This is a genomic window from Chryseobacterium daecheongense, from assembly GCF_003729955.1.
Classification (GTDB): Bacteria; Bacteroidota; Bacteroidia; order Flavobacteriales; family Weeksellaceae; genus Chryseobacterium; species Chryseobacterium daecheongense.
Genome location: NZ_RJTX01000001.1, coordinates 154,447 through 177,949 on the forward strand (window position 1 = coordinate 154,447; position 23,503 = coordinate 177,949).

General features: G+C 36.5%; 26 protein-coding genes and 1 tRNA gene. 19 read left to right on the plus strand and 8 right to left on the minus strand.

Annotated features, from left to right (window positions below):
• Positions 1-7: 7 nt before the first annotated feature.
• The 3 genes from argB to argH all read left to right on the plus strand — a co-directional run bounded on the left by argB (position 8) and on the right by argH (position 3,410).
• On the plus strand, positions 8-802 hold the full coding sequence (argB, locus tag EGI05_RS00695; RefSeq protein ID WP_123262533.1) for an acetylglutamate kinase: 795 nt from the start codon (positions 8-10) through the stop codon (positions 800-802).
• Complete coding sequence (locus EGI05_RS00700) at positions 777-1,859, plus strand: M20 family metallo-hydrolase (protein ID WP_123261162.1); 1,083 nt, start codon at positions 777-779, stop codon at positions 1,857-1,859. The genes argB and EGI05_RS00700 overlap by 26 nt, the downstream gene beginning before the upstream one ends.
• A 246-nt stretch (positions 1,860-2,105) precedes the next feature.
• Positions 2,106-3,410 (plus strand): argininosuccinate lyase, encoded by a 1,305-nt coding sequence (gene argH / locus EGI05_RS00705; protein WP_123262534.1) that lies wholly within the window; start codon positions 2,106-2,108, stop codon positions 3,408-3,410.
• Between the two features lie 14 nt (positions 3,411-3,424).
• On the opposite strand, the gene EGI05_RS00710 is transcribed toward argH, so the two are convergent.
• Positions 3,425-3,988: a SecDF P1 head subdomain-containing protein gene (locus tag EGI05_RS00710; protein WP_134197392.1), complete on the minus strand. Its 564-nt coding sequence runs from the start codon at positions 3,986-3,988 to the stop codon at positions 3,425-3,427.
• A gap of 11 nt (positions 3,989-3,999) precedes the next feature.
• The gene (locus tag EGI05_RS00715; protein WP_123261164.1) at positions 4,000-4,461 is read right to left on the minus strand and encodes an Lrp/AsnC family transcriptional regulator; all 462 of its coding nucleotides are present in this window, start codon (positions 4,459-4,461) and stop codon (positions 4,000-4,002) included.
• Between the two features lie 244 nt (positions 4,462-4,705).
• Here EGI05_RS00715 and EGI05_RS00720 point away from each other — a divergent pair, with 244 nt between their 5' ends.
• The 12 genes from EGI05_RS00720 to EGI05_RS00775 all read left to right on the plus strand — a co-directional run bounded on the left by EGI05_RS00720 (position 4,706) and on the right by EGI05_RS00775 (position 15,011).
• Positions 4,706-5,596 (plus strand): aspartate carbamoyltransferase catalytic subunit, encoded by an 891-nt coding sequence (locus EGI05_RS00720; RefSeq protein WP_123261165.1) that lies wholly within the window; start codon positions 4,706-4,708, stop codon positions 5,594-5,596.
• A gap of 73 nt (positions 5,597-5,669) precedes the next feature.
• On the plus strand, positions 5,670-6,755 hold the full coding sequence (locus EGI05_RS00725; RefSeq protein WP_123261166.1) for a carbamoyl phosphate synthase small subunit: 1,086 nt from the start codon (positions 5,670-5,672) through the stop codon (positions 6,753-6,755).
• A gap of 9 nt (positions 6,756-6,764) precedes the next feature.
• Positions 6,765-7,229 carry a DUF1572 domain-containing protein gene (locus tag EGI05_RS00730; protein ID WP_123261167.1) on the plus strand — a complete coding sequence of 155 codons (465 nt, stop codon included), beginning with the start codon at positions 6,765-6,767 and terminating at the stop codon, positions 7,227-7,229.
• A gap of 58 nt (positions 7,230-7,287) precedes the next feature.
• On the plus strand, positions 7,288-10,470 hold the full coding sequence (gene carB / locus EGI05_RS00735) for a carbamoyl-phosphate synthase large subunit (protein ID WP_123261168.1): 3,183 nt from the start codon (positions 7,288-7,290) through the stop codon (positions 10,468-10,470).
• Positions 10,471-10,599: 129 nt separating this feature from the next.
• A complete protein-coding gene (locus EGI05_RS00740; protein ID WP_123261169.1) occupies positions 10,600-11,739 on the plus strand; it encodes an ankyrin repeat domain-containing protein in 1,140 nt (379 codons plus the stop codon).
• Complete coding sequence (locus tag EGI05_RS00745) at positions 11,736-12,239, plus strand: hypothetical protein (protein WP_123261170.1); 504 nt, start codon at positions 11,736-11,738, stop codon at positions 12,237-12,239. Before EGI05_RS00740 ends, EGI05_RS00745 begins: the two co-directional genes overlap by 4 nt.
• Before the next feature lie 37 nt (positions 12,240-12,276).
• On the plus strand, positions 12,277-12,789 hold the full coding sequence (locus tag EGI05_RS00750; RefSeq protein WP_123261171.1) for a methylated-DNA--[protein]-cysteine S-methyltransferase: 513 nt from the start codon (positions 12,277-12,279) through the stop codon (positions 12,787-12,789).
• Between the two features lie 28 nt (positions 12,790-12,817).
• A complete protein-coding gene (locus tag EGI05_RS00755; RefSeq protein ID WP_123261172.1) occupies positions 12,818-13,423 on the plus strand; it encodes a DUF2911 domain-containing protein in 606 nt (201 codons plus the stop codon).
• A gap of 3 nt (positions 13,424-13,426) precedes the next feature.
• On the plus strand, positions 13,427-13,954 hold the full coding sequence (locus tag EGI05_RS00760; RefSeq protein WP_123261173.1) for a GNAT family N-acetyltransferase: 528 nt from the start codon (positions 13,427-13,429) through the stop codon (positions 13,952-13,954).
• Complete coding sequence (locus EGI05_RS00765; protein WP_123261174.1) at positions 13,954-14,325, plus strand: cupin domain-containing protein; 372 nt, start codon at positions 13,954-13,956, stop codon at positions 14,323-14,325. Before EGI05_RS00760 ends, EGI05_RS00765 begins: the two co-directional genes overlap by 1 nt.
• Position 14,326: 1 nt before the next feature.
• Complete coding sequence (locus EGI05_RS00770) at positions 14,327-14,560, plus strand: hypothetical protein (RefSeq protein WP_123261175.1); 234 nt, start codon at positions 14,327-14,329, stop codon at positions 14,558-14,560.
• 73 nt (positions 14,561-14,633) lie between these two features.
• The gene (locus EGI05_RS00775; protein WP_123261176.1) at positions 14,634-15,011 is read left to right on the plus strand and encodes a PEGA domain-containing protein; all 378 of its coding nucleotides are present in this window, start codon (positions 14,634-14,636) and stop codon (positions 15,009-15,011) included.
• 74 nt (positions 15,012-15,085) lie between these two features.
• On the opposite strand, the gene EGI05_RS00780 is transcribed toward EGI05_RS00775, so the two are convergent.
• From EGI05_RS00780 to EGI05_RS00790, 3 genes are all read right to left on the minus strand, one after another.
• Positions 15,086-15,829, minus strand: coding sequence for a dienelactone hydrolase family protein (locus EGI05_RS00780; RefSeq protein WP_123261177.1), 744 nt, complete (start codon positions 15,827-15,829; stop codon positions 15,086-15,088).
• A 209-nt stretch (positions 15,830-16,038) separates the two neighbouring features.
• Positions 16,039-16,653, minus strand: a complete 615-nt coding sequence (locus EGI05_RS00785; protein ID WP_123261178.1) for an HAD family hydrolase — start codon at positions 16,651-16,653, stop codon at positions 16,039-16,041.
• A 266-nt stretch (positions 16,654-16,919) separates the two neighbouring features.
• Positions 16,920-17,345, minus strand: a complete 426-nt coding sequence (locus tag EGI05_RS00790; RefSeq protein WP_123261179.1) for a type I restriction enzyme HsdR N-terminal domain-containing protein — start codon at positions 17,343-17,345, stop codon at positions 16,920-16,922.
• Between the two features lie 7 nt (positions 17,346-17,352).
• Between EGI05_RS00790 and holA the strand changes: the two genes are divergently transcribed.
• The 3 genes from holA to crcB all read left to right on the plus strand — a co-directional run bounded on the left by holA (position 17,353) and on the right by crcB (position 19,924).
• Positions 17,353-18,390, plus strand: a complete 1,038-nt coding sequence (gene holA / locus EGI05_RS00795; RefSeq protein WP_123261180.1) for a DNA polymerase III subunit delta — start codon at positions 17,353-17,355, stop codon at positions 18,388-18,390.
• Between the two features lie 173 nt (positions 18,391-18,563).
• The gene (trxB, locus tag EGI05_RS00800) at positions 18,564-19,505 is read left to right on the plus strand and encodes a thioredoxin-disulfide reductase (protein WP_123261181.1); all 942 of its coding nucleotides are present in this window, start codon (positions 18,564-18,566) and stop codon (positions 19,503-19,505) included.
• A 50-nt stretch (positions 19,506-19,555) separates the two neighbouring features.
• Positions 19,556-19,924: a fluoride efflux transporter CrcB gene (crcB, locus tag EGI05_RS00805; protein WP_121461688.1), complete on the plus strand. Its 369-nt coding sequence runs from the start codon at positions 19,556-19,558 to the stop codon at positions 19,922-19,924.
• 104 nt (positions 19,925-20,028) lie between these two features.
• Here the strand turns inward: crcB and EGI05_RS00810 are convergent, their stop codons facing one another.
• Both EGI05_RS00810 and EGI05_RS00815 read right to left on the minus strand, forming a co-directional pair.
• Positions 20,029-20,826 (minus strand): GLPGLI family protein, encoded by a 798-nt coding sequence (locus tag EGI05_RS00810; protein ID WP_123261182.1) that lies wholly within the window; start codon positions 20,824-20,826, stop codon positions 20,029-20,031.
• Between the two features lie 9 nt (positions 20,827-20,835).
• A complete protein-coding gene (locus tag EGI05_RS00815) occupies positions 20,836-21,192 on the minus strand; it encodes a hypothetical protein (RefSeq protein WP_123261183.1) in 357 nt (118 codons plus the stop codon).
• A gap of 296 nt (positions 21,193-21,488) precedes the next feature.
• Between EGI05_RS00815 and EGI05_RS00820 the strand changes: the two genes are divergently transcribed.
• Positions 21,489-21,573, plus strand: a tRNA-Ser gene (locus tag EGI05_RS00820).
• Between the two features lie 66 nt (positions 21,574-21,639).
• Here the strand turns inward: EGI05_RS00820 and EGI05_RS00825 are convergent.
• The gene (locus EGI05_RS00825; protein WP_123261184.1) at positions 21,640-23,346 is read right to left on the minus strand and encodes a serine hydrolase; all 1,707 of its coding nucleotides are present in this window, start codon (positions 23,344-23,346) and stop codon (positions 21,640-21,642) included.
• Positions 23,347-23,503 lie beyond the last annotated feature (157 nt).

Here is a 23,503-nt window from a genome sequence, read left to right on the forward strand (position 1 = left end):
GATGATCATGCAGGAAAAGCTTTTTGTGGTCAAAATTGGAGGCGCTTTGATCGATGATGAGGAACTGTTGAACCAATTTCTGGAACAGTTTTCTGAGATCAAGGAAAAGAAAATCCTTGTTCACGGCGGCGGAAAATTGGCCACGACTTTAGCCGATAAACTGGGGATTGAACAGAAGCTGATCAATGGACGAAGAATCACGGATAAAGATACCCTGGATATTGTAGCGATGGTATATGCGGGAGGGATCAATAAAAATATTGTCGCTAAACTTCAACAGAAAAAATGTAAGGCTATAGGTTTTTCAGGGGCTGATGCAAATCTGATTAAAGCTAAGAAAAGAGAGCATGAAGAAATAGATTTCGGATTTGTGGGCGATATTGAAAAGAAAAGCATAAATAAGAAATTGATTTCCAAGTTGCTTAAACTCGGATTAGTTCCTGTGTTTTCAGCAATCACCCACGATAAAAAAGGACATCTTTTCAATACGAACGCGGACACGATTGCATCAGTGCTTGCTCAGGCCTTATCGGTAAAATATGATGTTGAATTGCTGTATTGTTTCGATAAAGAAGGTGTTTTGGAAGATGTAGACAATCCTCAATCAGTTATTAAAAATATTTCGGAAGAAGAATTTTCAACATTAAAAGATGAAGGGAAGCTGCATAAAGGAATTTTGCCCAAACTGGAAAATGCACTTGGAGCCATAAAAAATAATGTCAATAAGGTATTCTTAATTAAAGAAACCCAACTAAAAAACCATATAGAAAACCACCATGAAGGAACTGAAATCTGTTTATAGTAAAGAAGAATTGCTGAAAAATGCAGTGGAATTGCTTAAAAAGCTGATTGAAATTCCGTCATTCAGCAAAGATGAATTTAATACGTCTGTGGAAATTGAAAACTTTTTCAAAAAGCATCAGGTTCCTACCAAACGTTTAAAAAATAACATCTGGGCGGTGAATGAACATTTTGACGTGTTTAAGCCTTCCATTTTGCTGAATACCCATCATGATACGGTGAAGCCCAATAAAGCCTATACTTTAGATCCATTTTTACCGGTTGAAAAAGATGGAAAATTATTCGGGCTGGGAAGCAATGATGCAGGAGCTTCTTTGGTTTCTATGGCACAGGTTTTTTTACATTTTTATGATAAAGAAGACCTGCAATATAATTTGGTGATTGCATTGACGGCAGAGGAGGAGATTTCAGGTTTTGACGGTATTGAAGCTTTATTTCCTCAATTACCGAATATAGAGCTTGCTATTGTAGGAGAACCAACGCAGATGAATCTGGCGATTGCGGAAAAAGGACTGTTGGTGATTGATGGGGAAATGAAAGGCACTCCTTCTCATGCTGCTCACCCTAACAACGATAACTCGATTGTAAAATGTATGGAAGATTTGCAGAACATTTTGCATTTCAAATTCCCAAAAGTCTCAGATCATCTGGGTGAAGTGAAAATAACGCTTTCAGGCATTCATGCCGGAGTGCAGCATAATGTAGTTCCCGAATCCTGTACTTTTACTTTAGATGTAAGAGTTACAGACGAATATACCAATAAAGAAGCCTTTGAAATTATCCAGTCACAAATGCAGTCAGCTTTAACGGCGAGATCTTTCAGGTTGAATTCTTCAAAAATTGAAATGGATCATCCGTTTGTACAGGCCGGTTTGGAAATCGGGAGGACAACGTACGGTTCGCCTACTTCGTCTGACCAGGCAATTATTCCATGCACATCGGTGAAGCTGGGACCCGGAGACAGCAGGCGCTCCCACACTGCAGATGAGTACATTTATATAAAAGAAATAGAAGAGGGAATAGATATTTATATCCGGATCCTGGAGAAAGTTTTGTAAGAGAAGTTAGAAAATTGCGGAATGCTTTATAACTAACATCTAATTTCTAACTTCTAAAAAAAGATTTTAGGTTTAGTTTTTTAAGTTTTGATTAGGCTCAGTAGAGATGATGAAGTTTGAATATTTTTAATAAAGATTTATGCAAAAATGAAATTAAAAATGAAAGACTTACATGTGGAAATGTTTGTTTTTACCGGAAGGTATTCTACTGGGCACGTCAAAACGAAACAGAATAAAAAAAATAATATGAAAAAAATATGGCAGAAGGATGACCTTGCCACCAATATAGTAGTTAACCAATTTACAGTCGGGAAAGATCTTGATTTTGATGAGCGTTTAGCCAAATATGATGTTAAAGGATCTATGGCGCATTGTAAAATGCTGGCGGAGGTCGGAATTATTTCCGGAGAAGAATCAAAACAGATGTTGTCTGTTTTGGCAGAGATTTTAGAAGATATCGAAAATGGAAGCTTTGAAATCGATAAAAAAGCGGAAGATATTCATTCTCAGATTGAAGCCATTTTAATTGAAAAATTGGGCGATACAGGAAAGAAAATTCATACAGCCCGCTCACGTAATGATCAGGTTCTATTAGATATAAAGCTTTATTTATTAGATGAGATCCGTGAAATTACGGCTTTAACAGATCAGTTTTTTCAGATATTGATCCAACTGGCGGAACAGCATAAAAATGTACTGCTTCCGGGCTATACTCATTTACAGATTGCTATGCCTTCCTCATTCGGATTATGGTTTGGAGCGTATGCGGAAGCATTGCTGGATGATGTTGAAATGTTGTTTTCGGTTAAGAATACCATCAATAAAAATCCTTTGGGTTCTGCGGCGGGTTATGGTTCCTCTTTCCCGATTGACCGTGAGAGTACAACATATAATTTAGGTTTCCAATCAATGAATTACAATTCAGTGTATGCTCAGATGACTCGTGGGAAATCAGAGAAAATATTATCAATGGCAATGGCAACGCTGGCGGGAACTTTAGGAAAGTTTGCCTATGATGTTTGCCTGTATTTAAGTCAAAATTTTGATTTTATCAGCTTTCCGAAAGAATTTACCACCGGAAGCAGTATCATGCCGCACAAGAAAAATCCTGATATTTTCGAGTTGGTTCGTGCACGTTGCAACAGAATACAATCGTTGCCAAATGAATTTATCCTGTTGACGAATAATCTTCCATCAGGTTACCACAGAGATATGCAGTTGACCAAGGAAATTCTTTTTCCGGCTATTGATTCTTTAAAAGAATGCCTTGAAATTCTTAATTATACTTTGCCGAATATTCAGGTGAAAGATGGAATCTTGGAAGATAATAAATATCAGTACCTATTCAGTGTGGAGAAAATCAATGAAGAAGTGAAAAACGGAAGCTCATTCCGTGATGCCTATATAAAGGTAGGACAGGAAATTGAAAATAATGAGTTTGATTTTAAAATGGAAAGCCTGGATCATACCCATCAGGGAAGTATAGGAAATCTTTGTTTAGATAAAATAGAGTATCAGTTTAATAAAGTGAAGAATAAATTATTGGGTTAAAGATAATAACATAATTACTTTAATTTTTTTATTAATATTTCGGTTTCACTGTAAGGTAAAACACTATTATATTCAAATTTCCCATCTTGTATATCTGAAGAAATCATAGACATTGTTATTATTTCTTTATCAATAATAATTGCGATTCCGTTACCAAAGTTTTTGGATGTAACTTTTTGTAATTTTGAAGTTCCGGTGTTATTAAACTGAAAGGAGACAGTGGGATACTTATCACCGTTCTTAATTAACATGATATCTTTGATATCTTTTGATGTAAGAAAGGGAATATTTTCTATTTCCAGTGTATTTCTATTATTTTGTTTTTTTTGTTCAATAACAAGATAGAATCCATTAATTCTTTCATGTTTTTTACTAAAGAAGTTATTTAAATATTCTGCTATGTATTTTTGAGCTTCAATATTTTGTTCTTCTTTAATTTCCCCATCAGGAATAACATCTACAATTTCTGATGTATTTTGTGAAAATAATATATTTGATATAAATATTCCTACGATTAATAAAGTGTATTTCATGAAGTTTTGGGTAAATGTTTTATCAATTAATAACATTTTTATCATATTAAATAAATTTACTCCAGATCAATTTTGAACTTGGTGGATTTTTTTACCTCGTGAAGCACAATAGAACTGTGATACTGCCCAATATTAGGAATATTTGAAATAACATTTACAGCGAAGTCATTATAAGAGTTGATGTCTTTGGCAATGATCTTGAGCATGTAGTCGTACTCCCCGGAAAGACTGATGATCTCCTGAACTTCATCGTATTTCCCGATGTTCTTCTCGAAAGTCTCCAAAACTTTCTGAGATTGCTCTTTCAGACGGACATTACAATAGACCACAATATTCAACCCTAATTTTTCGCGGTTTAAAAGACCGACATATTTTTCAATGATACCCTGTTTCTCCAGTTGCTTGATACGTTCATACGTCGGAGTAAAAGTAAGACCTATCTTTTCTGAAATTTCCTTTACAGATAAAGTAGAGTCTTCCTGAATAATACTAAGGATCATTTTGTCTTTTAAATCCATATAAATTGGTTTGAGTTGTAACAAAAATAACATTTAAAAATGAAAATAAGGAGAGATTGAAGTTTTTTAAAGGAATTGAAAAATTGGTTTTGTCAGTTTATAAAATTGTTGTATCTTTGCACCTAATGAATAAAAGAGTATTTATATCATTAGATTTACCGGGCGAAAGCGCCCTTTACGATATTTATTATTATTAAGCGAAGATTTGGTCTTCGCTTTTTTTTGTGTAAAAATTTGAGAAAATATGTTTACGATTACAGAACTAAGCACCGAGAGAATCAACAGTATACTTGCTGAAGCAATGGCTTTTGCCAATGGAAAAACTGCCAAAATTGAAGGAGAAGTTTTTTGTTCCAACCTTTTCTTTGAAGACAGTACCAGAACCAAAACAAGTTTTGATATTGCCGAAAGAAAATTAGGATTACAGGTAGTCCCTTTTGACGCTTCGAACAGCTCGGTCAATAAAGGGGAAAGTTTATATGATACGGTAAAAACGATCGAAAGCTTAGGCGTAAACCTGGTCGTAATAAGAGATAAAAAAGACAGATACTTTGAAGAACTGAAAAACATTACCATTCCTGTTATCAACGGCGGAGACGGAACGGGAAACCACCCGTCACAATGTATGCTTGATCTGATGACGATCTACCAGGAATTCGGGAAGTTTGAAGGACTGAAAGTAGGAATCGTAGGGGATGTAAAACACAGCCGTGTTGCGAACTCTAATGCGGAAGCGTTAAGAAGATTAGGGGCTAAAGTATACTTCTCAGGACCGGAACAATGGTTTGATGAAGGAGCTTTAATTAACGGGACATACTTAGCTGTAGATGAACTGATTGGTGAAGTAGATGTTTTAATGTTATTAAGAATCCAGCATGAAAGACATGATGCCAAAATGAGCTTCTCCGCTTCAGAATACCATAGAAAATATGGTTTGACGAAAGAAAGAGAAAAAGCGATGAAAAAGAATGCTATTATCATGCACCCGGCTCCGATTAACAGAGGAGTGGAAATTGATACGGATTTGGTGGAATGTGAACGCTCAAGAGTATTCAAGCAAATGCAGAATGGAGTTTTCGCAAGAATGGCCATCCTGAAAGAAGCATTGGAAGAAAAGGGATTCACATTTAAGTAAAAAGTAGAAAGTACAAAATACATTTTACAACCGACATTGTACAAAAAATAAAATAGAAATCTAAATAAAGAAAATGAAGAAAAAATTAATACTGGAGTCCGGTGAAGTATTTCATGGAGAAGGTTTCGGTGCAGAGTTGGAAACGGCGGGAGAAGTGGTTTTCAATACCGGAATGACAGGATATCAAGAATTGATTTCAGACCCGTCTTATTGTGGTCAGATCGTATGTATGACCTATCCGCTTATCGGAAATTATGGGATCAACCGTGATGATTACGAAAGTATTGAGCCGGCGATTAAAGGTCTTATCGTAAAGGAACTTTGTGACTTCCCGTCCAACTTCCGTACGCAGATCACTTTAGATGAATTGTTTAAAAAGAAAAACCTTTCGGGAATTTCAGGAATTGATACGAGAAAGCTGACAAGAATTCTTCGTAACCATGGAGTGGTGAAAGGAAAGATCGTGAATGAAGATGCAGATGACAATGCAGTAGTAGCAGAATTAAAATCAACTAGATTCCCGACGAATCAGGTAGAAATGGTTTCTACTAAAACATCATACGCAAACCCTGGAAGAGGATTTAAAGTAGTACTGGTAGATTTCGGTTCCAAATTAGGGATCATCAGAGAATTGTCACAAAGAAACTGTGATATTATAGTGGTTTCACAAGATACAACCGCAGAAGAAATCTTATTAATGAATCCGGACGGAATCATGTTATCCAACGGTCCCGGTGACCCGGAAGACAATCCGCATGCCCTGGAAATGATTCGTGGAGTACTGGGGAAAGTTCCGATCTTCGGAATCTGCTTAGGACATCAGTTGATCGGTTTAGCTTGCGGAGCAAAAACATTCAAATTAAAATTCGGACACAGAGGAGGGAACCACCCGGTGTTGGATTTAGAGAAAAACAAAGTGGCCATCACTTCTCAAAATCACGGGTATGCCGTAGATCAGGAAAGTTTGAAAGGAACGGATCTAATTGAAACGCATATTGCATTGAATGACAGAACCAATGAAGGATTGAAACACAAAATCCATCCATGTTTCTCTGTTCAGTACCACCCGGAAGCAAGTCCTGGTCCGGAAGATGCCAACTATCTGTTTGATGATTTCATCCACTTAATGGAAGACTTTAAAAACAAGAAAAACCAATAAATTTTCAACATGGAAACTCCCTTACAATTAGCCAATCGTTTTCGTGAAGTGTATTTGAATGGAGAATGGGTAGTGTATACCAATTATAAAACTCAGCTGTCAGAAACTCCCAGAGGAATTTTGACCAAGAAATGGGAAGATCTGAACAGTATTGAATCTATCGCTTTTCACATCCATTATTATGTACACGGAGTGCTGAATGTGCTGGAAGGAGGAACACTGGACATCAGCGATAAGTATAGCTTTGATTTTCCTCCCACGAAATCAGAAGAAGAATGGAAGAGTTTCCTGACGACATTTATCGAGGATTGCGAGAAATTTGCAGACATCATTGAAAAAATGTCAGACGAAGATTTGGATGGAGATTTTTCCGAAAATAAATACGGAAGCAAAAGAAAAAATATCAACGCTTTGATTGAGCATGGGTATTACCATTTAGGACAGATAATTTTAATTAAAAAGTTAGCAAAATAAAACATTAGAAAATAGGCTAAAATCTAGCATCTAACTTCTAATATCTAATAAAAAGAAAATGGCAAAACGTACAGATATAAAAACAATTTTAGTAATCGGTTCAGGTCCAATCATCATTGGTCAGGCAGCAGAATTCGATTATGCAGGAACGCAGGCTTGTTTATCTTTGAAAGAAGAAGGATACAAAGTAATTTTGATCAATTCCAACCCTGCAACGATTATGACGGATGTGGAAATTGCAGATAAAGTTTACATCGAGCCGATTTCCCTGCAGTTTGTAAGTCACATTATCAGAAAAGAGCGCCCTGATGCGCTTCTACCGACTCTTGGAGGGCAGACGGGTCTGAATATGGCGGTAGAATTGGAAAAATCAGGGATTCTTGAAGAGTGCAAAGTAGAAGTATTGGGAACCAAGCTTTCTGCGATCAACAGAGCAGAAGACAGGGATTTATTCCGTGAACTGATGAGAGAACTGAACGAACCCGTTCCTGAATCAGACATCGTAAACACAGTAGAAGGAGCACTTGCTTTTGCTGATGACATCGGTTATCCTGTGATTGTACGTCCTGCTTTCACCATGGGTGGAACAGGAGGTGGTATCGCTTCCAACGAAACTGAATTGAAAGAAATTGCTGAATTAGGACTGAAACACAGCCCGGTTACACAATGTCTTATCGAAAAATCAATTGCCGGTTTCAAAGAAATAGAATACGAAGTAATGCGTGATGCAAACGACAACGCGATTGTGGTTTGTAACATGGAAAATATAGATCCGGTGGGAGTTCATACTGGAGATTCCATCGTAGTGGCACCTTCTCAGACACTTTCAGACAGAGAATATCAGTTATTGAGAAACGCTTCACTGAAAATCATCAGAGCATTAGGAATTGAAGGAGGATGTAATGTACAGCTGGCTTTAGATCCACACTCATTCAACTACTATATCATCGAGGTAAACCCAAGAGTTTCCCGTTCATCCGCTTTAGCATCAAAAGCAACAGGTTACCCGATTGCAAAAATTGCTGCGAAAATCGCGGTAGGATTAACGCTTGATGAAATCATGAATCCGGTAACAGGAAAAACATATGCATGTTTTGAGCCTGCTCTGGATTATGTGGTAACCAAATTCCCGAGATTCCCATTCGATAAATTTGAAACAGCGGACAGAAGACTATCTACTCAGATGAAAGCTACAGGAGAGGTTATGGCGATCGGAAGAAACTTCGAAGAGTCTTTACAGAAAGCTATCCGTTCCTTGGAAACGGGAATCAGACATTTGGGATTAAAAACCAAACAGGCTCAAGCCCTTACTGCTGAAGAAATCGAAAGAAGAATCAGAGTTTGTGATGATGAAAGATTATTCATCATCGGAGATGCATTGAGAAGAGGGTATGATTGGGAACAGATCGTAGAATGGAGCAAAATAGATAAGTTCTTCATCTGGAAATTAAAGAAATTAGTTGATTTCGAAAAAACAATTGCCGAAAATAAATTTGATAAGGAAACTTTAATCCAGGCTAAAAAGTTAGGATTCGCCGACATCAATATTGCTGTTCTTTGGAATGTAACTGAACGCGAAGTTTTCAATTTCAGAAAAGAAAACGGAGTAATGCCGGTGTATAAAATGGTAGATACCTGTGCAGCTGAATTTGAATCTGAAACCCCATATTTCTACGGAACGTATGAAGAAGAGAATGAAAGCGTAGTTTCGGATAAAGAAAAGATCATCGTTCTAGGTTCCGGACCTATCAGAATCGGACAGGGGGTTGAATTCGACTATGCAACGGTTCACTCAGTTTGGGCGATCAAAGAAATGGGCTACGAAGCGATCATTATCAATAATAATCCTGAAACAGTTTCTACAGACTTCTCAATCTCAGATAAATTATACTTCGAGCCCCTAACGGAAGAAGATGTAATGAATATTATCGAGCTTGAAAAACCTAAAGGAGTAGTCGTTCAGTTTGGAGGTCAGACTGCCATCAACTTAGCAGATAAATTAGCTTCTCATGGCGTTCAGATCTTAGGAACTTCATTGGAAGATCTGGACAGAGCTGAAAACAGAGATAAATTTGAAAAAGCACTTCAGGAATTAGGAATTCCTCAACCTAAAGGGAAAACATCTGTTTCAAAAGAAGAAGCGATCAAAATTGCCAACGAAATCGGTTACCCGGTATTGGTACGTCCAAGTTATGTTCTAGGAGGCAGAGCGATGGAAATCGTATATACGGAAACAGAATTGGCTCACTACATGGAACATGCGGTGGAAGCAAGCCCTGAACACCCGGTTTTGGTTGATAAATACATGGTAGGGAAAGAAGTGGAGGTTGATGCGATATGTGATGGAGAAACAACCGTTATTCCTGGGATCATGGAGCACATCGAAAGAGCGGGGGTTCACTCCGGAGACTCGATTGCTGTATATCCGCCCCAAAATATCTCTCAAAAAGAAATCGAAACTTTAGTTGACTATACAAAAAGACTGGCAAAAGGACTGAACGTTATCGGTTTAATGAACATCCAGTACGTTCTTTTCGAAGGAAACGTATATGTGATCGAAGTTAACCCGCGTTCATCAAGAACGGTTCCGTTCTTATCTAAAATCACGGATGTTCCAATGGCTAACTTAGCAACAAAAGCGATTTTAGGCCAGAAACTGAAAGATTTGGGTTACAAAGACGGATTGGTTCCAAATAAAGAAGGAGTATTCGTAAAAGTTCCTGTATTCTCATTCTCAAAGCTAACGAAAGTAGACATCTCTTTAGGCCCTGAAATGAAGTCTACAGGAGAAGTAATGGGAAAAGATACTACCCTGGAAAAAGCACTTTACAAAGGATTAATCGCAGCCGGAAGAAAAGTTCCAATGCATGGTTCTATTTTGTTCACAGTTGCCGATAAGCATAAGCAGGAAGCAGCTGATTTGGCGGCAAGATTCCATGAAGTAGGTTTCAGAATCTGGGCTACGGAAGGAACGGCAAAATTCTTCGAAGAAAAAGGAATTCCTTGCAAAATAGGATACAAGATCGGAGAGGAAAGCGTAAACCTTATTGACCTTATCCAGAAAGGAAAAGTACAGTATGTAGTCAATACCACTACAAAAGGTAAACAGGCAGAAAGAGACGGATTCCAGATCAGAAGAATGAGCGTGGAAAACGGAGTTCCTTGTTTAACTTCAATGGATACGGTAGAAGCGATCTTGAAAGTGATTGAAAGCATGAGCTTCAAGATGGAGACGATGTAATTGTCGAAATAAATATAATTAAAACGCACCCTTTTTAAGGTGCGTTTTTTTATGAATAAAAAGTTTGACTAGTTAACAAAATATATGATTTTTAATGTAATTTTAGTGAATTCTCATAATAAATAAAACATGTCATTTTTTAAAAAGCTTTTTGGTATAGGTGATAAAAAGAAAGAACCAGTATCTGGTGTAAACGAAGATTTGCCATGGTTAGAACCTTCAGAAAATCTCTGGAATATAAAGCTTCTGGATTTGCGATCTACTAGTTCTATGCTTTCTTTTTCTTCGGATCCGCAAATGGCAAAGAATGCTGTTTCTTATAATGGGGACGATGGAACTGCTTTTTGGGGGATAAAACCGGATGTTGACATATCTGTTTCTGCTGATCTAACTATACCTATTGACGGAACTTTAGAGCCAGGTGTTTTATTTGTACCTGGTACAATGGAACATAAATGGGCCATTTTTTTTGATGGGATATATCTGATTTTTGTACGTAGTTGGCTGAGAAAGGTTTTGGTGGTTGCAAAAACATCACAAAAGAATAATTTGTTAATCATTGAAAATATCATTGGACAATTTACTGATAATGAAAGTCCAGAATTTACACGAGCAGTTTTAAACTTTTTATTGATAGGTTATGCCATTGGAGAAAATATTCCAGCGCCATTACCTAAATCATTAGAACTAGAGACCAAAAAAGCAGGAGCTTGGGCTTTTTCAATATATGGGAATAAAGCTCATTTTGGAACTTTTGATGAAGGATTTCTTCCAATTACAAAAGGAAAGTTAAGGTCTCACTCTTTGTTGCATATTGCTGTAGCGAAATCAAATGTTGATGAAATAGAAAAACAAATTAAAAACGGAACTGATATCAATTTATTGGCAGGAGACGGTTTGGCTACTTTGCATTGGTCAATAGCAGATGAAAGTACTGAATCTATGAAGAAACTGTTGGAACTTGGAGCAGACCCAAACATAAGGACAATACAAGGAGCTACACCATTAATGAATGCTGTTCAATCTAACAAAGTAGATCATGTAATTTTACTTTTACAGTCAGGAGCATTGATAAATGCTAAGGATTATAGAGGATTTACGGCCTTACACAGAGCAGCAGAAATGGGACATTTGGAAATTTTAAAGATTTTATTGTCAAAAGGAGCTGATAAAAACATTGAAGCAGAAAATCATACTGCATTGTCACTTGCAAGAGCAAGAGAGAATAAAGAAATAATAAAACTATTAACAGATACAAAACAACCATGACACAATACCAAGCCAAATCCCCCAACTCTTTATCTTTTGACATCACAAAAAGTGATCAATTAATTGGAAAACTCATTTATCAGGGTTGGTTCAAATTCAATGCGATTATAGAACTTTCAGATAATTCAACTTACCAGATCGAACCTAAAGGTTTCTGGGGAACTACCATTGAACTTAAAGACGGTGAAAATGTACTCCTCAAATTCAACATGAACTGGAACGGAGAAATCATCATACAGACATTTTTTGACAATGCTGAGAAAGATTATATCTTCAAACACCGAGGGATTTTTAAGGATTCCTATGTGTTGACAGACCATGAAGGAGCAGAGCTTTTGGTTATGAAGCCCCATCTGAAATGGAGTGTGATGAATTATGAATATACGATCACGGCATCCGACAACTTTGAGACATTGCCTCAAAAGGAAATTTTATTGATCAGTTCATTGCACTGTGCCAACTACTATATGTCTATGATGACTACTTTCATGGGAGTATAAGTAAGAAATGATCTGAAAATTTATTACTTTTAATTCAATGAAAATCATACACCTCAAAACCGTCACAACTCCGCTCGGAGATATGTTTGCCTGCGCTGTAGACGAAGGAATATGCCTTTTGGAATTCACCGACCGGAAAAATATGGAGAAGCAATTTAAATCCTTATCAAAATCTTTAAACGCAGAAATTACAGAGAAAGATCATCCCCATTTCACACAACTTGAAAATGAGCTGAAGGAATATTTTGAAGAGAAAAGAAATACATTTGAAGTCCCCTTATTTATTACGGGAACCGAATTTCAAGCAAAAGTATGGCAGCTTTTAAGAGAGATCCCGATGGGAGAGACCAGAACCTACAAGCAACAATCTGAATTTTTAGGAAACCCTAAAGCTATTCGTGCAGTGGGAACCGCAAACGGTATCAATAAAATAGCTATTCTGATCCCTTGTCACCGTGTTATAGGTTCTAATGGAGAATTGGTGGGGTATGCAGGAGGAATCTGGAGAAAACAAAAATTGTTGGAATTGGAGAAGGCTATCTTGTTTTGATTTTGTAATTTTAAACAAAAATTTGCACGTGAGAAAGTTAATAATAGCACTTTGCTTATCCGTTTCAGCTTTAAGCTTTGCACAGGATTATTCTGTTCCGGCAGCGAGCCCGAGACAAAAAGTAGAACAGCAGTTTTCAATGTCTAAAGTGACGATTGATTATGGAAGACCGGGAGTAAAAGGACGTAAAATATTTGGTGAATTAGTTCCTTATGGTCAGGTCTGGAGAGCAGGAGCCAATTCCTCTACCAAAGTTACCTTCGGACAAGCCGTGAACTTTGGCGGAAAAGTAGTTCCGGCAGGAACCTATGGATTATTCATCATTCCAACCGAGAAAGAGTGGAAAGTGATTCTGAATAAAGATTTCCAGCAATGGGGCGCCTTTACGTATGATCCGAAACAGGATGTGGTAGATGTTACGGTTCCTGTCAATAAATTGGCAGACAAACAGGAGTGGTTTGAAATTACTTTAAATCCTATTGACGAAAACTCGGCCAATCTTGTGCTGAAGTGGGATTTTGCTCAGGCAGAAGTTCCTTTGAAGCCGGCAAAACCTGATGCAGTGATCAAGATTACAGATAAGCTGAAAGAGATTAAAAAAATAGAATCTGACGCTAATAAAACCAAAAGCTAAGAAATGAACTTTTCAATTCAACCTGTTTTAGAAAATCAGGAATATCAATTAATCCCCTTACAGCAAGGGGATTTTGAATCTTTATACGAGGTAGCCTCCGATCCTAAAGTATGGGAACAGCATCCCAACAAAGAACGCTACAAAAAAGATGTTTTTGAAATCTTTTTCAAGGGCGCTATTGAAAGTAAAGGCGCATTCAAAATAACAAATAAAGCTTCCGGTGAAATACTGGGAAGCAGCCGTTATTATGATTTCAATGAAAATGACAGGAGTATTTTCGTAGGATATACCTTTTATGGAACCAACTCATGGGGAAAAGGAATTAATCCGCAGGTAAAGAAACTCATGCTGGATTATATCTTTCAATATGTGGATAAGGTATATTTCCATATCGGTGAAAATAACCTGCGTTCTCAGATTTCAATGGAAAGATTGGGCGGAAAGAAGATTGCAGAGGAAGAGGTTGCTTATTTTGGAGAACCTGCCAAAACCAATTTTGTCTATGAAATAAAAAAAGAAAATTGGCTATAATGAAAAAATATAAAATCCAGAAATCCCCCTTTGTAGTGCCCACTATAGACGGGAAATTAATTGAAGAGCATTGGGGAAACTCAACACAGAATTCCAATATTTCTATTGCACATATGGTTGCACCACCGGATTGGAGTGAGCCGCATCAAACGCCTGAGTTTGATGAATTCACCATCATTATTTCAGGAAAAAAGCAATTTGAAATAGAAGGTGAAGTCGTTGTTCTTGAAAAGGGACAGAGCATTTTAGTGGAAAAAGGAGCCAGAGTACGCTACAGCAATCCGTTTTCTGAGGCTTGTGAATACATTTCAATCTGTTTGCCGGCTTTCTCTATTGAGCTGGTGCATAGAGAAGAGGAGGGAGTAGATTAACATGGCAACACAGATTTGTCCCAAGTGTAAAGAAAATTCCTTCACCTGGAGTGTGGAAGACGAAAACTCAGGTATTACCGATTGGGGATGCTATGAATGTGGATATCATGCTACTGAAAATGAATCCGAAGAATGGGTGTGTGAAAATTGCAAGGAGAAAACAAAAATCAGATTAAAAGATAGCGAAACAGAATATTGGTGGTGCTGTCGTTGTAATAAAATCGATAAAAAATAGCTTTAAATTTTGAGGCTGTTTTTTGAATATTCATGAAATTATTTTGTAAGTTCGCCGCTTCAAAAATTAATCAATGAAAAACAAATTATCCATTGTGTTATTGGCGGGGATTACACTTTCCACTACTTCATGTGCAACTATTTTTACAGGAACTAAAGATTCAATTTCCTTTACTTCAAATCCTGAAGGAGCTAAAGTATTTCATAAAGGAATTGAAAAATGTGTTACACCTTGTACTTTAGAAATCCAGAGATCATTAAGCAAACAGACGGTTACATTTGAAAAAGAAGGTTTTGCCAGTAAAGAAGTAAAGCTGACCAAGAATTTTAATGCAGTAACCTTATTAAATATTCTTTTCGGTGGCGCCATTGGCGTTGGAATTGATGCTGCATCTGGTTCTTTAACCAAATATTCTCCAAAAGCCTATACTGCTGAATTAGAAGCTAAATAATTGCTGATAATAAAAGAGTTACAATAAAAGTATCGGCTTCGCTTAAGCGAAGCCGATACTTTTTTAATATAGACTTATTTTAACATCTCTTTCAAGAACATCAGCGTATGATTCCAAGCTCTTTTTGCCATTACTTCATTGTAATCCGGGGATTTCGGATCTGTGAATGTATGTTTGGAATGAGCATACGTGATAATCTGCCAATCTGCATTCCCTTCATTCATTTCTTTGATTAAATTATCATAATCCTGTTGGGTAACGCTTTTATCATCGGCAGGGTTTTCAACCAGGATTTTCGGAGTGATAGGTCCGTTCTTTCTGGTTTGATCTTTAGCCAGGCTTCCATGAATGGAAACTACTCCCACAACAGGTAAATTCCCTCTTGCCGTTTCTAATGCACCGGTTCCTCCGAAGCAATACCCGATGACCGCAATTTTATCTGGAATAGCGCCTTGCTTCTTTAGCTGCTCCAAAGCCAGGGAAATCCGTTTCTGATAAGCTTCATAATTCTGTTTGTAATATCCGGAGCTTTTTGCAGCCGCTGCATTATCAGCCGGAATATTTCCTTCCCCATAGATATCCGCAATAAAAGCAATATAGCCTTGCTTTTCAAGATCTGCTGCCGCGGTTTTGGCTTCATCGTCTATTCCTTTCCATGCCGGTAAAATAAGAACTCCGGGAAGCTTTTTCCCTGCATTGGAAGTGACCATGCCATTGAGCTTTTGGGTGCCGTCCTGATAAGTGACCGTAGAAAGCTTCTGACTGAAAAGTGTTGCTGAACTCATAAGAAATACTGATAATAAAATTGAACGTATCATATCTTGTAATTTTAGTAAATATTAGCTGGTTTGCTTGTCATTCTGAATGTAGCGAAGCGCAATGAAGAATCTCAATTTATAATCTTAATCACATAGTTGTTCTAATGTTTTTAACATTAAAAGCTCTCGAAATGACAAACAAAAAATCCTCATCTAAATTACTAAATAACTTACCATGAGGATTGTTAAATTGTTATAAATATGGCTGTCTATTCAAATTTTACACCCAGGTTAGCCAGTTCATTTTCCAGATCGGTTTCAGGATGAATGTGGATGGTATTGAAGCCTAAAGTCTGGGCTGTTTCAATATTTTTCGCATTATCATCTATGAAAACAGATTCCTGCGCCTGAATTTGATACCTTTCCAGCAAAACATACCAGATCTTCGGATCAGGTTTGATTAATTTCTCCGTTCCCGAAACCACAATTTTTCCATTGAAAAGCTGGAAGAAATCATAATTCTCCAATGCATACGGAAAAGTCTCAGCGGACCAGTTGGTTAAACCGAACAGTTCATATTGAGTGTTTCCAAGCTTCCTCAGAACTTCTACATTATGTGGAATGTCACTCTTTAGCATAACAGTCCAATTATCATAATACGCTCTGATGTCTTTTTCCCATTCCGGGAATTTTTGAATCTGGATTTCAGTGCCTTCTGCAAGGCTTCTTCCTCTGTCCTGCTCCTCGTTCCATTCCTGTTGGGCGATATTCGTGAGAAAATATTCCATTTTTTCATCATCATTAAAGTAGTCTTTGAAAAAATATCTTGGATTCCAATCCATTAAAACCCCTCCGAAATCGAATACAATGTTTTTAATCTTCATTTGTAAATATTTTAATTTAGTGTATTTATTCAACCACAAAAGACACAAAAGTTTTTAATATATAAGTATTTTAAAGTAAAATATCTACTGGTGACAAAGTACACACAAGTTATTTGAAAATCTGAGATTTTCATCTTATGTGAACTTTTATTTTCCATGTATTAAACTTTTAGAAACTCAAGTGTACTAACGTGTTCATATCAAAATCTTTTGTGCCTTTTGTGGTTATAATTTTCTCAATCTTAGCCTTTACCTTATCCTCAACCTTATTTATAAAACTGATACTGTCCATTCTCAAAATACGCATTGATGTGCTGCAACCCGTTCGTCAGAATAATTTCTTTGGCTCCGATGATGGAATTATATCTGGCTGTCTGCTCAAATGTCTTCTCCGTTAATTTCACAGACGGAGCCTTGCATTCAACCAGAATCTTGGGCTGTGCTTTTTCTGTAACTAGAAGGTCGACTCTTTTCGTTAAACCGTTTAAAACGATCTTTTTTTCCGTGATCAGTGCAGACGTGGAATAGGACTTCACCGTAAGATAATAATGGATCCAGTGTTGCCGTACCCATTCTTCAGGAGTGAGCAAAAGGTAAGTTTTACGAATCAAATCATAAATAAAAAACTTATCTTTGTCTTTCTTGAATTTAAAATCAAAAGTTTCCTGAAAATTCAGTTTTGGAAGTTCCATTTATAAGATGAAAGAATTAGATTTAATCCTCAAAAATATTAAAAATAAAGAAGTTTTACCTATTTATTTTTTCCACGGAGAAGAACCTTACTTCATTGATGTAGCTGTAAAAGCTCTTGAGCACGACTTTCTGGAAGAAGATGAAAAAGCTTTCAACCAGACGGTAGTATACGGAAAAGATACTTCTTACCAGGAAATTCTTTCATTGGCAAGACAGTTCCCGATGATGGGGGATAAGCAGGTGATCATCGTAAAGGAAGCCCAGGATTTAAAGCTGAATGAAGAGGAAAACAGGATCCTGGAATCGTACGCGGAAAACCCCGTTCCTTCTACGGTATTGGTTTTTGCCCACAAGCATAAGAAACTGGACAGCCGTAAAAAAGCAGCCAAAGCATTAGACAAAGCCAAAGCACTTTTTCTGAGCGAATCCATCAAAGAAAATAATCTTCCGAAGTGGATTGCCGATGAATGCATCAGTCTCAATATCAAAACAGCCCCGAATATTTCCCATCTTCTGGCAGAATATCTTGGAAACGATCTTTCAAGGATCGCCAATGAACTGAATAAGCTGAAGATCATTCTCAGAGAAGGAGAGGTTCTGGATGGGACCATCATTGAGAACCATATCGGGATCAGTAAAGAATACAATGTTTTTGAGCTTCAGAAAGCGTTGGGAACAAAAAATGCGAATGCAGCGTTTAAAATTGCCCATTTTATGGGGAAGAATCCAAAGAACAATCCTTTTGTGATGATGTTGGCAAGCTTGTATAATTATTTTTCCAATGTGATTGTATACCAGACGATGATTGGGCAGCCGCCACAAACAATAGCTTCGCAAATGGGCATCAATCCTTATTTTATTAAAGATTATGCCGAAACCGCCAGATTATATCCTTTGAAACACGCCACAAGAGTGATCTCTATTTTAAGGGAGTTTGATATGAAAGGAAAAGGATTGGGCGCCGTAAACATGAATGAAGCAGAACTCATCAAGGAGCTGGTGTACAAAATTATTCATGTGGATAAGATTAAGATGAAAGTATAAAGGTGAAAAGTGAATCGTCAATTGTGAAGGTATTGACAGCCGGCAATTCACTATTGATTCATTGACATTTGACATATTAGATATTGACAAGTATCATTAAAATAACTTTAAATAAAGACTAAAAATTACGAAATTAGCAGTCGTTAATTTTAAATTTTTTTGAAAAGAAAATTATGGAGCAAAATATTTTAGATTGTGTGATCGTAGGATCCGGGCCTTCAGGTTTTACAGCGGCAATTTATGCTGCGAGAGCAGATTTGAAACCTGAATTGTATACAGGGTTGGAACCGGGCGGACAATTAACCACTACCACGGAAGTAGACAATTTTCCGGGATATCCTGCCGGGATCACAGGTCCTGAAATGATGATGGATTTACAGAAGCAGGCAGAAAGATTCGATACTAAAGTACATTACGAAATGATCACTAAAGTAGAGCTTTCTAAAGAAGTGGGCGGGGTTCATAAATTATATGCAGGAAACAAAGAAATTTTTGCAAAAACCGTTATTATTTCTACCGGAGCTACGGCTAAATATCTAGGTCTTGATGATGAGAAAAAATATGCAGGAGGAGGTGTTTCTGCTTGTGCTACATGCGACGGTTTCTTCTATAAAGGGAAAGATGTAGTAGTAGTGGGAGCAGGAGATACGGCGGCGGAAGAAGCTACTTACCTTGCCAAGCTTTGTAAAAAAGTAACCATGCTGGTAAGAAAAGATGTGTTCAGAGCTTCCAAAGCAATGATTCACAGAGTGGAAAACACGCCGAATATTGAAGTGAAGTTCCACCATGAGTTAATCGGGATTGAAGGGGAGAACAGCCTTGTGGAAAGAGCAGTGGTGATCAACAACCAGACTCAGGAAACATCTACGATAGATGTAGACGGAATCTTCATCGCGATCGGTCACAAACCGAATACGGATATCTTCGTAGGACAGATTAATCTGGATGAGAACGGATATATCCTTACAGAAAAAGGTTCTACAAGAACGAATCTTCCGGGAGTTTTTGCAGCAGGAGATGTTCAGGATCATATCTACAGACAGGCGATTACAGCGGCTGGAAGCGGATGTATGGCGGCAATGGATGCTGAAAAGTATTTAGCGGAATTACATTAATATTCAACTTAAAAATATAAAACGCACCTTATGGTGCGTTTGTTTTTGATATGAGAAATCTACTGTATATCTTCATCGGAGGCGGAGCAGGAAGTATATTGAGGTACCTGATCTCCAATTATACCCAGAAACTCTGGAACATCAGCTCGTTCCCGATGGGAACTTTCCTGGTGAATATTACGGGCTGTCTTCTGATCGGGTTTCTGACTTCGTATTTTATGAAGAACGATAATTCTTTGAAATTTCTTTTGATTACGGGGCTTTGCGGTGGCTACACTACTTTCTCCACCTTTTCTGCGGAAAATTATTCCTTATGGCAGAACCAGCAGTACGGAACTTTGTTTTTATATGCAGGTTTAAGTGTTGTGTTGGGATTCTGTGCGGTGATTGCAGGGATGAAACTTCAAAGTATAGTATAATGTCTTCCAATCATGTTAATTGTTTTTGCTTCTTAAATCAAATCGAAGTGGCCCTTCAATCTAATAAAAACAAATAATCCCCAACCTGAGAAGGGGATTTCTTTTTAATCTAAAAGGTTATTTTCTTTTATTTTAATTGACTCTTGCCTTTCAATTTTAATTTCCTTTCCGTCTGGTCCTATTGCTTTGTATTTGGATTCATAATTGCCCGCATTAGGATCTATAACATACTCTTTTCTTTTTTTTAAGAACTGAGATTTATTTACATCATATACTGAAGCATATTTAAGAGGTTCAATCAATTCTTTTGCTTTTACAATTTCAACGGCATCTATCTTTATTGTTTTTTCTTCGTTGTAAACTTCTAAAATTAACCCATCTAATCCTTTAAACCTAAAAGGACCTTCAGGTATAGGTATTGATGAGGTATACCAAGCATAATATACTTTTCCTGTATCAGATATTACCTTTGCTAATTTACATGGATATGAGAGGATTATTTTTTGTTTATCTTTTATAAGTTCCCATTTTAGGTTAGGTTCTTCATATCTGTATAAATCTTTTCTCCCTATTGGAAGTGTAACAATTATTTTATCTCCGTCTTTATAAGTACTACTCTTAGATTTTGGATAACTGCTTATGGGTAGCTGTCCATAATTTCCCCGATTATTCTTTAGATAATCATAAAAAGCCTTTGCAGTTTCATCTGCATAAATAGATCTGCCTGTATTACATAATAATGTATAACTAAACACAGAGGTTTCATTTTCATTTTTTAATAGAGTAGAGTCAGATGCCATAATCATATAATAACGAACTTTCAAATCAGATAAATCATTCTTTTTTTGAGAAAAGAATATAGTGTATGATACAGCACAAATGAGAAACAATATTTTTTTCATTCTACTAATTTAAACTCTTTCTTTTACCTTAGATGTATACAATTCGTTAAATGTAAAAGTAGTAACTGGTTTTTCTCCATGTAATTTGCAAATTTGATTATTCATAGTAACTACTTCATCCATATAATCTTCATATTGGTCATCGGTCATATTTTGTATTGCAATATCAGAAGTCATATTAAATGTCCATCCACAAGTGGATTGATAAAGATAATGCCATTGTATTTCTCCGAAAACTTTTCTGATTTTTGCAATTTTTAAATTATTTGAATTGGGGAAATCAATAGAATTCGATTTGACTTCTTTGTTTTTGGCGCTTACTAGTCCAGCAACTCCTAAAGTTGCAATTACTAAAATTTTTTTCATGATCTGTATTTATTTAATTAGAATTATAAATGTAAAAATATAAATCAAACGTTAGGGAAAAATTTTATTATGTTAATTATATAAGTTTCCTTTTTTATACTTTTGATTAATGAACATTTAAAGAAACATATTTTGCAATGAGGTAGCCATAAAATTACGACAAGGGTAGTAAATAATCCACCTGATTTTTAGCCCATTATTAGACAATGTTAAAATTTCTTATCAAAAAGTTTTGGTGAAAAAGAAAAACGTTCTATATTTGCACCACTGAAAACGAAGGCACAGCCTGAGTTGAAGGAGAGTTGGCAGAGTGGTCGATTGCGGCAGTCTTGAAAACTGTTGACTGTAACAGGTCCGGGGGTTCGAATCCCTCACTCTCCGCAAAAATTAGAACACCTTCAAATCAAACGATTTGAAGGTGTTTTTTTGTTCAACTATTTCAGGTGATTATCTTCTTAAATGCTCCCTTGCTTTAGCATTAGAGGGATTTATTTTTAAGCAGTTGTCAAAATTTTTCATTGCTTCTTTTGAATTTTTTATACTTAAGTATGCTTCTCCTAACTTGAGATATGCATTTTCGCTATCAGGATAAAGGAGGGTATTGAGTGCATAAATCTCAATTGCCTGTTTGGTTTTCTCTTGCTTCATCAAGTCATCTGCAACATCATTAACGAGCTTTTCGTTTATTCTGAATCTTGGAAAGTTTTGCTTTGCTTTATTGATAAGTTGCAGTAGCTCGTCGCTGGTCTTATGTGACATTTCATTTTGAATGCCTCTTATAGTTGCAGGATAAGTAAAAAGTTTGCCAACAATGTCATATGCAACTTTAATTCCTGCATCACTGCCTTTATTGCTTATTGCGATTATTGTAAAATCACCAATCCGTTGCAAGGAAGTTGAGAAGTCAGTAATACCACCATCATGATAGAAACGTGGATTTTGTCCAATCGAATCAAGATCCCAGCCCAAGCCATAATTACTATTTTGTGCTTTTGTTAATATTTCCTTTCTAATTTTATCTTTGAATATAACATCAGAATCAAATACGTTTGCCCATTTTAATAAATCATTTGCAGTTGAGTAAAGCCCACCAATCGCAAAAGAGTTGTCCATATTTATATTAGAGGTGTTTACAAATAAACTGTCATTTACCTGATGATAACCAGATGCCCGATTTATAATCAAAGTCTCCTTTTTGTCGACTCCGGTATTTTTTAGTTGCAAAGGAATAAAAAAATTGTCCTGCAAATACTGCTCAAGAGAAACTCCGGACACTTTTTCAACAATAAGACCTAATAAATAATATCCGGAATTATTATAATTATATTTTTCCCCTGGTGCAGATTCTAATTGTTTTGCCCTAAACAGATCGACGATTTCTTTCGATGTATGCTCCAATAAAAGGAAATTCCCTTTTGCTTCGGGCAAACCTGTAAAGCTAACGAGTCCCGAGGTATGTGATAATAGTTGCCTTATAGTTATCTTTTCCCAAAATGCTGGACATTCATCCAGGTATTTGCAAATGGAAGCATCCAAATCAATTTTATTTTCCTGATATAATTTCGTAATTGCAGCAGCAGTAAATGTTTTACTCACTGAGCCAATTCGAAATTTAGTATTCAATGTATTGGGTACCTGCAGCTCGTAATTAGCCATGCCGTATGCTCTGGCAAAAACTTTTTTTCCATTATGCGAGACTAAAACAACACCACTGAAATTGTCAAATTTTACTGAAAAATCCATATAGTTTTCTACCCATATGGCGATTTCCTTATCAGATAATTTAGAGCCGGTTTGAGACAAGGCAAAGCTGTTTAGCCCCAAAATTAAAAAAGCGATTAAACATAAGATTCTTCTTCTTATTCTGAGTGAAGTTTCCTGAGAGCTTATGTACTTGTATATAAAGCTGCTTTCTTCAGGTTCATTTAATATCCGCGTTGTACATCCTGTGCTAGGTAATTTGGTATCGTCAATAATTTCGAAACGTGTTAAACCGTTAACCCCTTTGTTTAACGCTTCTGTTACTAAAATATGTTTCTCTGCTTTATTGAATAGTGTATCTCGACCATACACGTCGATTAATTGAGAAGCTTCAGATCCTTTTGTCTGTTCCAATACTTTCAATTCTTTCTCCCTTGCGGTTAACTTATTCATTTACATTAATTTGACTTTAAATATACAAAAATGCTTGATGAAATTAAATTGACAGATATTAAATGATCAGCTTGAATACACCCTGAAAAGATGATTGCTTTTTTTATATAATACCCTTATCTGATCAAACACTTAAGCATGGTAACTTTACTCGTTG

Coding starts and splice junctions, on each gene's coding strand:
- argB (WP_123262533.1), top strand. CDS start 8: ATGCAGGAAAAGCTTTTTGTGGTCAAAATTGGAGGCGCTTTGATCGAT.
- EGI05_RS00700 (WP_123261162.1), top strand. CDS start 777: ATGAAGGAACTGAAATCTGTTTATAGTAAAGAAGAATTGCTGAAAAAT.
- argH (WP_123262534.1), top strand. CDS start 2,106: ATGAAAAAAATATGGCAGAAGGATGACCTTGCCACCAATATAGTAGTT.
- EGI05_RS00710 (WP_134197392.1), bottom strand. CDS start 3,988: ATGATAAAAATGTTATTAATTGATAAAACATTTACCCAAAACTTCATG.
- EGI05_RS00715 (WP_123261164.1), bottom strand. CDS start 4,461: ATGGATTTAAAAGACAAAATGATCCTTAGTATTATTCAGGAAGACTCT.
- EGI05_RS00720 (WP_123261165.1), top strand. CDS start 4,706: ATGTTTACGATTACAGAACTAAGCACCGAGAGAATCAACAGTATACTT.
- EGI05_RS00725 (WP_123261166.1), top strand. CDS start 5,670: ATGAAGAAAAAATTAATACTGGAGTCCGGTGAAGTATTTCATGGAGAA.
- EGI05_RS00730 (WP_123261167.1), top strand. CDS start 6,765: ATGGAAACTCCCTTACAATTAGCCAATCGTTTTCGTGAAGTGTATTTG.
- carB (WP_123261168.1), top strand. CDS start 7,288: ATGGCAAAACGTACAGATATAAAAACAATTTTAGTAATCGGTTCAGGT.
- EGI05_RS00740 (WP_123261169.1), top strand. CDS start 10,600: ATGTCATTTTTTAAAAAGCTTTTTGGTATAGGTGATAAAAAGAAAGAA.
- EGI05_RS00745 (WP_123261170.1), top strand. CDS start 11,736: ATGACACAATACCAAGCCAAATCCCCCAACTCTTTATCTTTTGACATC.
- EGI05_RS00750 (WP_123261171.1), top strand. CDS start 12,277: ATGAAAATCATACACCTCAAAACCGTCACAACTCCGCTCGGAGATATG.
- EGI05_RS00760 (WP_123261173.1), top strand. CDS start 13,427: ATGAACTTTTCAATTCAACCTGTTTTAGAAAATCAGGAATATCAATTA.
- EGI05_RS00765 (WP_123261174.1), top strand. CDS start 13,954: ATGAAAAAATATAAAATCCAGAAATCCCCCTTTGTAGTGCCCACTATA.
- EGI05_RS00770 (WP_123261175.1), top strand. CDS start 14,327: ATGGCAACACAGATTTGTCCCAAGTGTAAAGAAAATTCCTTCACCTGG.
- EGI05_RS00775 (WP_123261176.1), top strand. CDS start 14,634: ATGAAAAACAAATTATCCATTGTGTTATTGGCGGGGATTACACTTTCC.
- EGI05_RS00780 (WP_123261177.1), bottom strand. CDS start 15,829: ATGATACGTTCAATTTTATTATCAGTATTTCTTATGAGTTCAGCAACA.
- EGI05_RS00785 (WP_123261178.1), bottom strand. CDS start 16,653: ATGAAGATTAAAAACATTGTATTCGATTTCGGAGGGGTTTTAATGGAT.
- EGI05_RS00790 (WP_123261179.1), bottom strand. CDS start 17,345: ATGGAACTTCCAAAACTGAATTTTCAGGAAACTTTTGATTTTAAATTC.
- holA (WP_123261180.1), top strand. CDS start 17,353: ATGAAAGAATTAGATTTAATCCTCAAAAATATTAAAAATAAAGAAGTT.
- trxB (WP_123261181.1), top strand. CDS start 18,564: ATGGAGCAAAATATTTTAGATTGTGTGATCGTAGGATCCGGGCCTTCA.
- crcB (WP_121461688.1), top strand. CDS start 19,556: ATGAGAAATCTACTGTATATCTTCATCGGAGGCGGAGCAGGAAGTATA.
- EGI05_RS00810 (WP_123261182.1), bottom strand. CDS start 20,826: ATGAAAAAAATATTGTTTCTCATTTGTGCTGTATCATACACTATATTC.
- EGI05_RS00815 (WP_123261183.1), bottom strand. CDS start 21,192: ATGAAAAAAATTTTAGTAATTGCAACTTTAGGAGTTGCTGGACTAGTA.
- EGI05_RS00825 (WP_123261184.1), bottom strand. CDS start 23,346: ATGAATAAGTTAACCGCAAGGGAGAAAGAATTGAAAGTATTGGAACAG.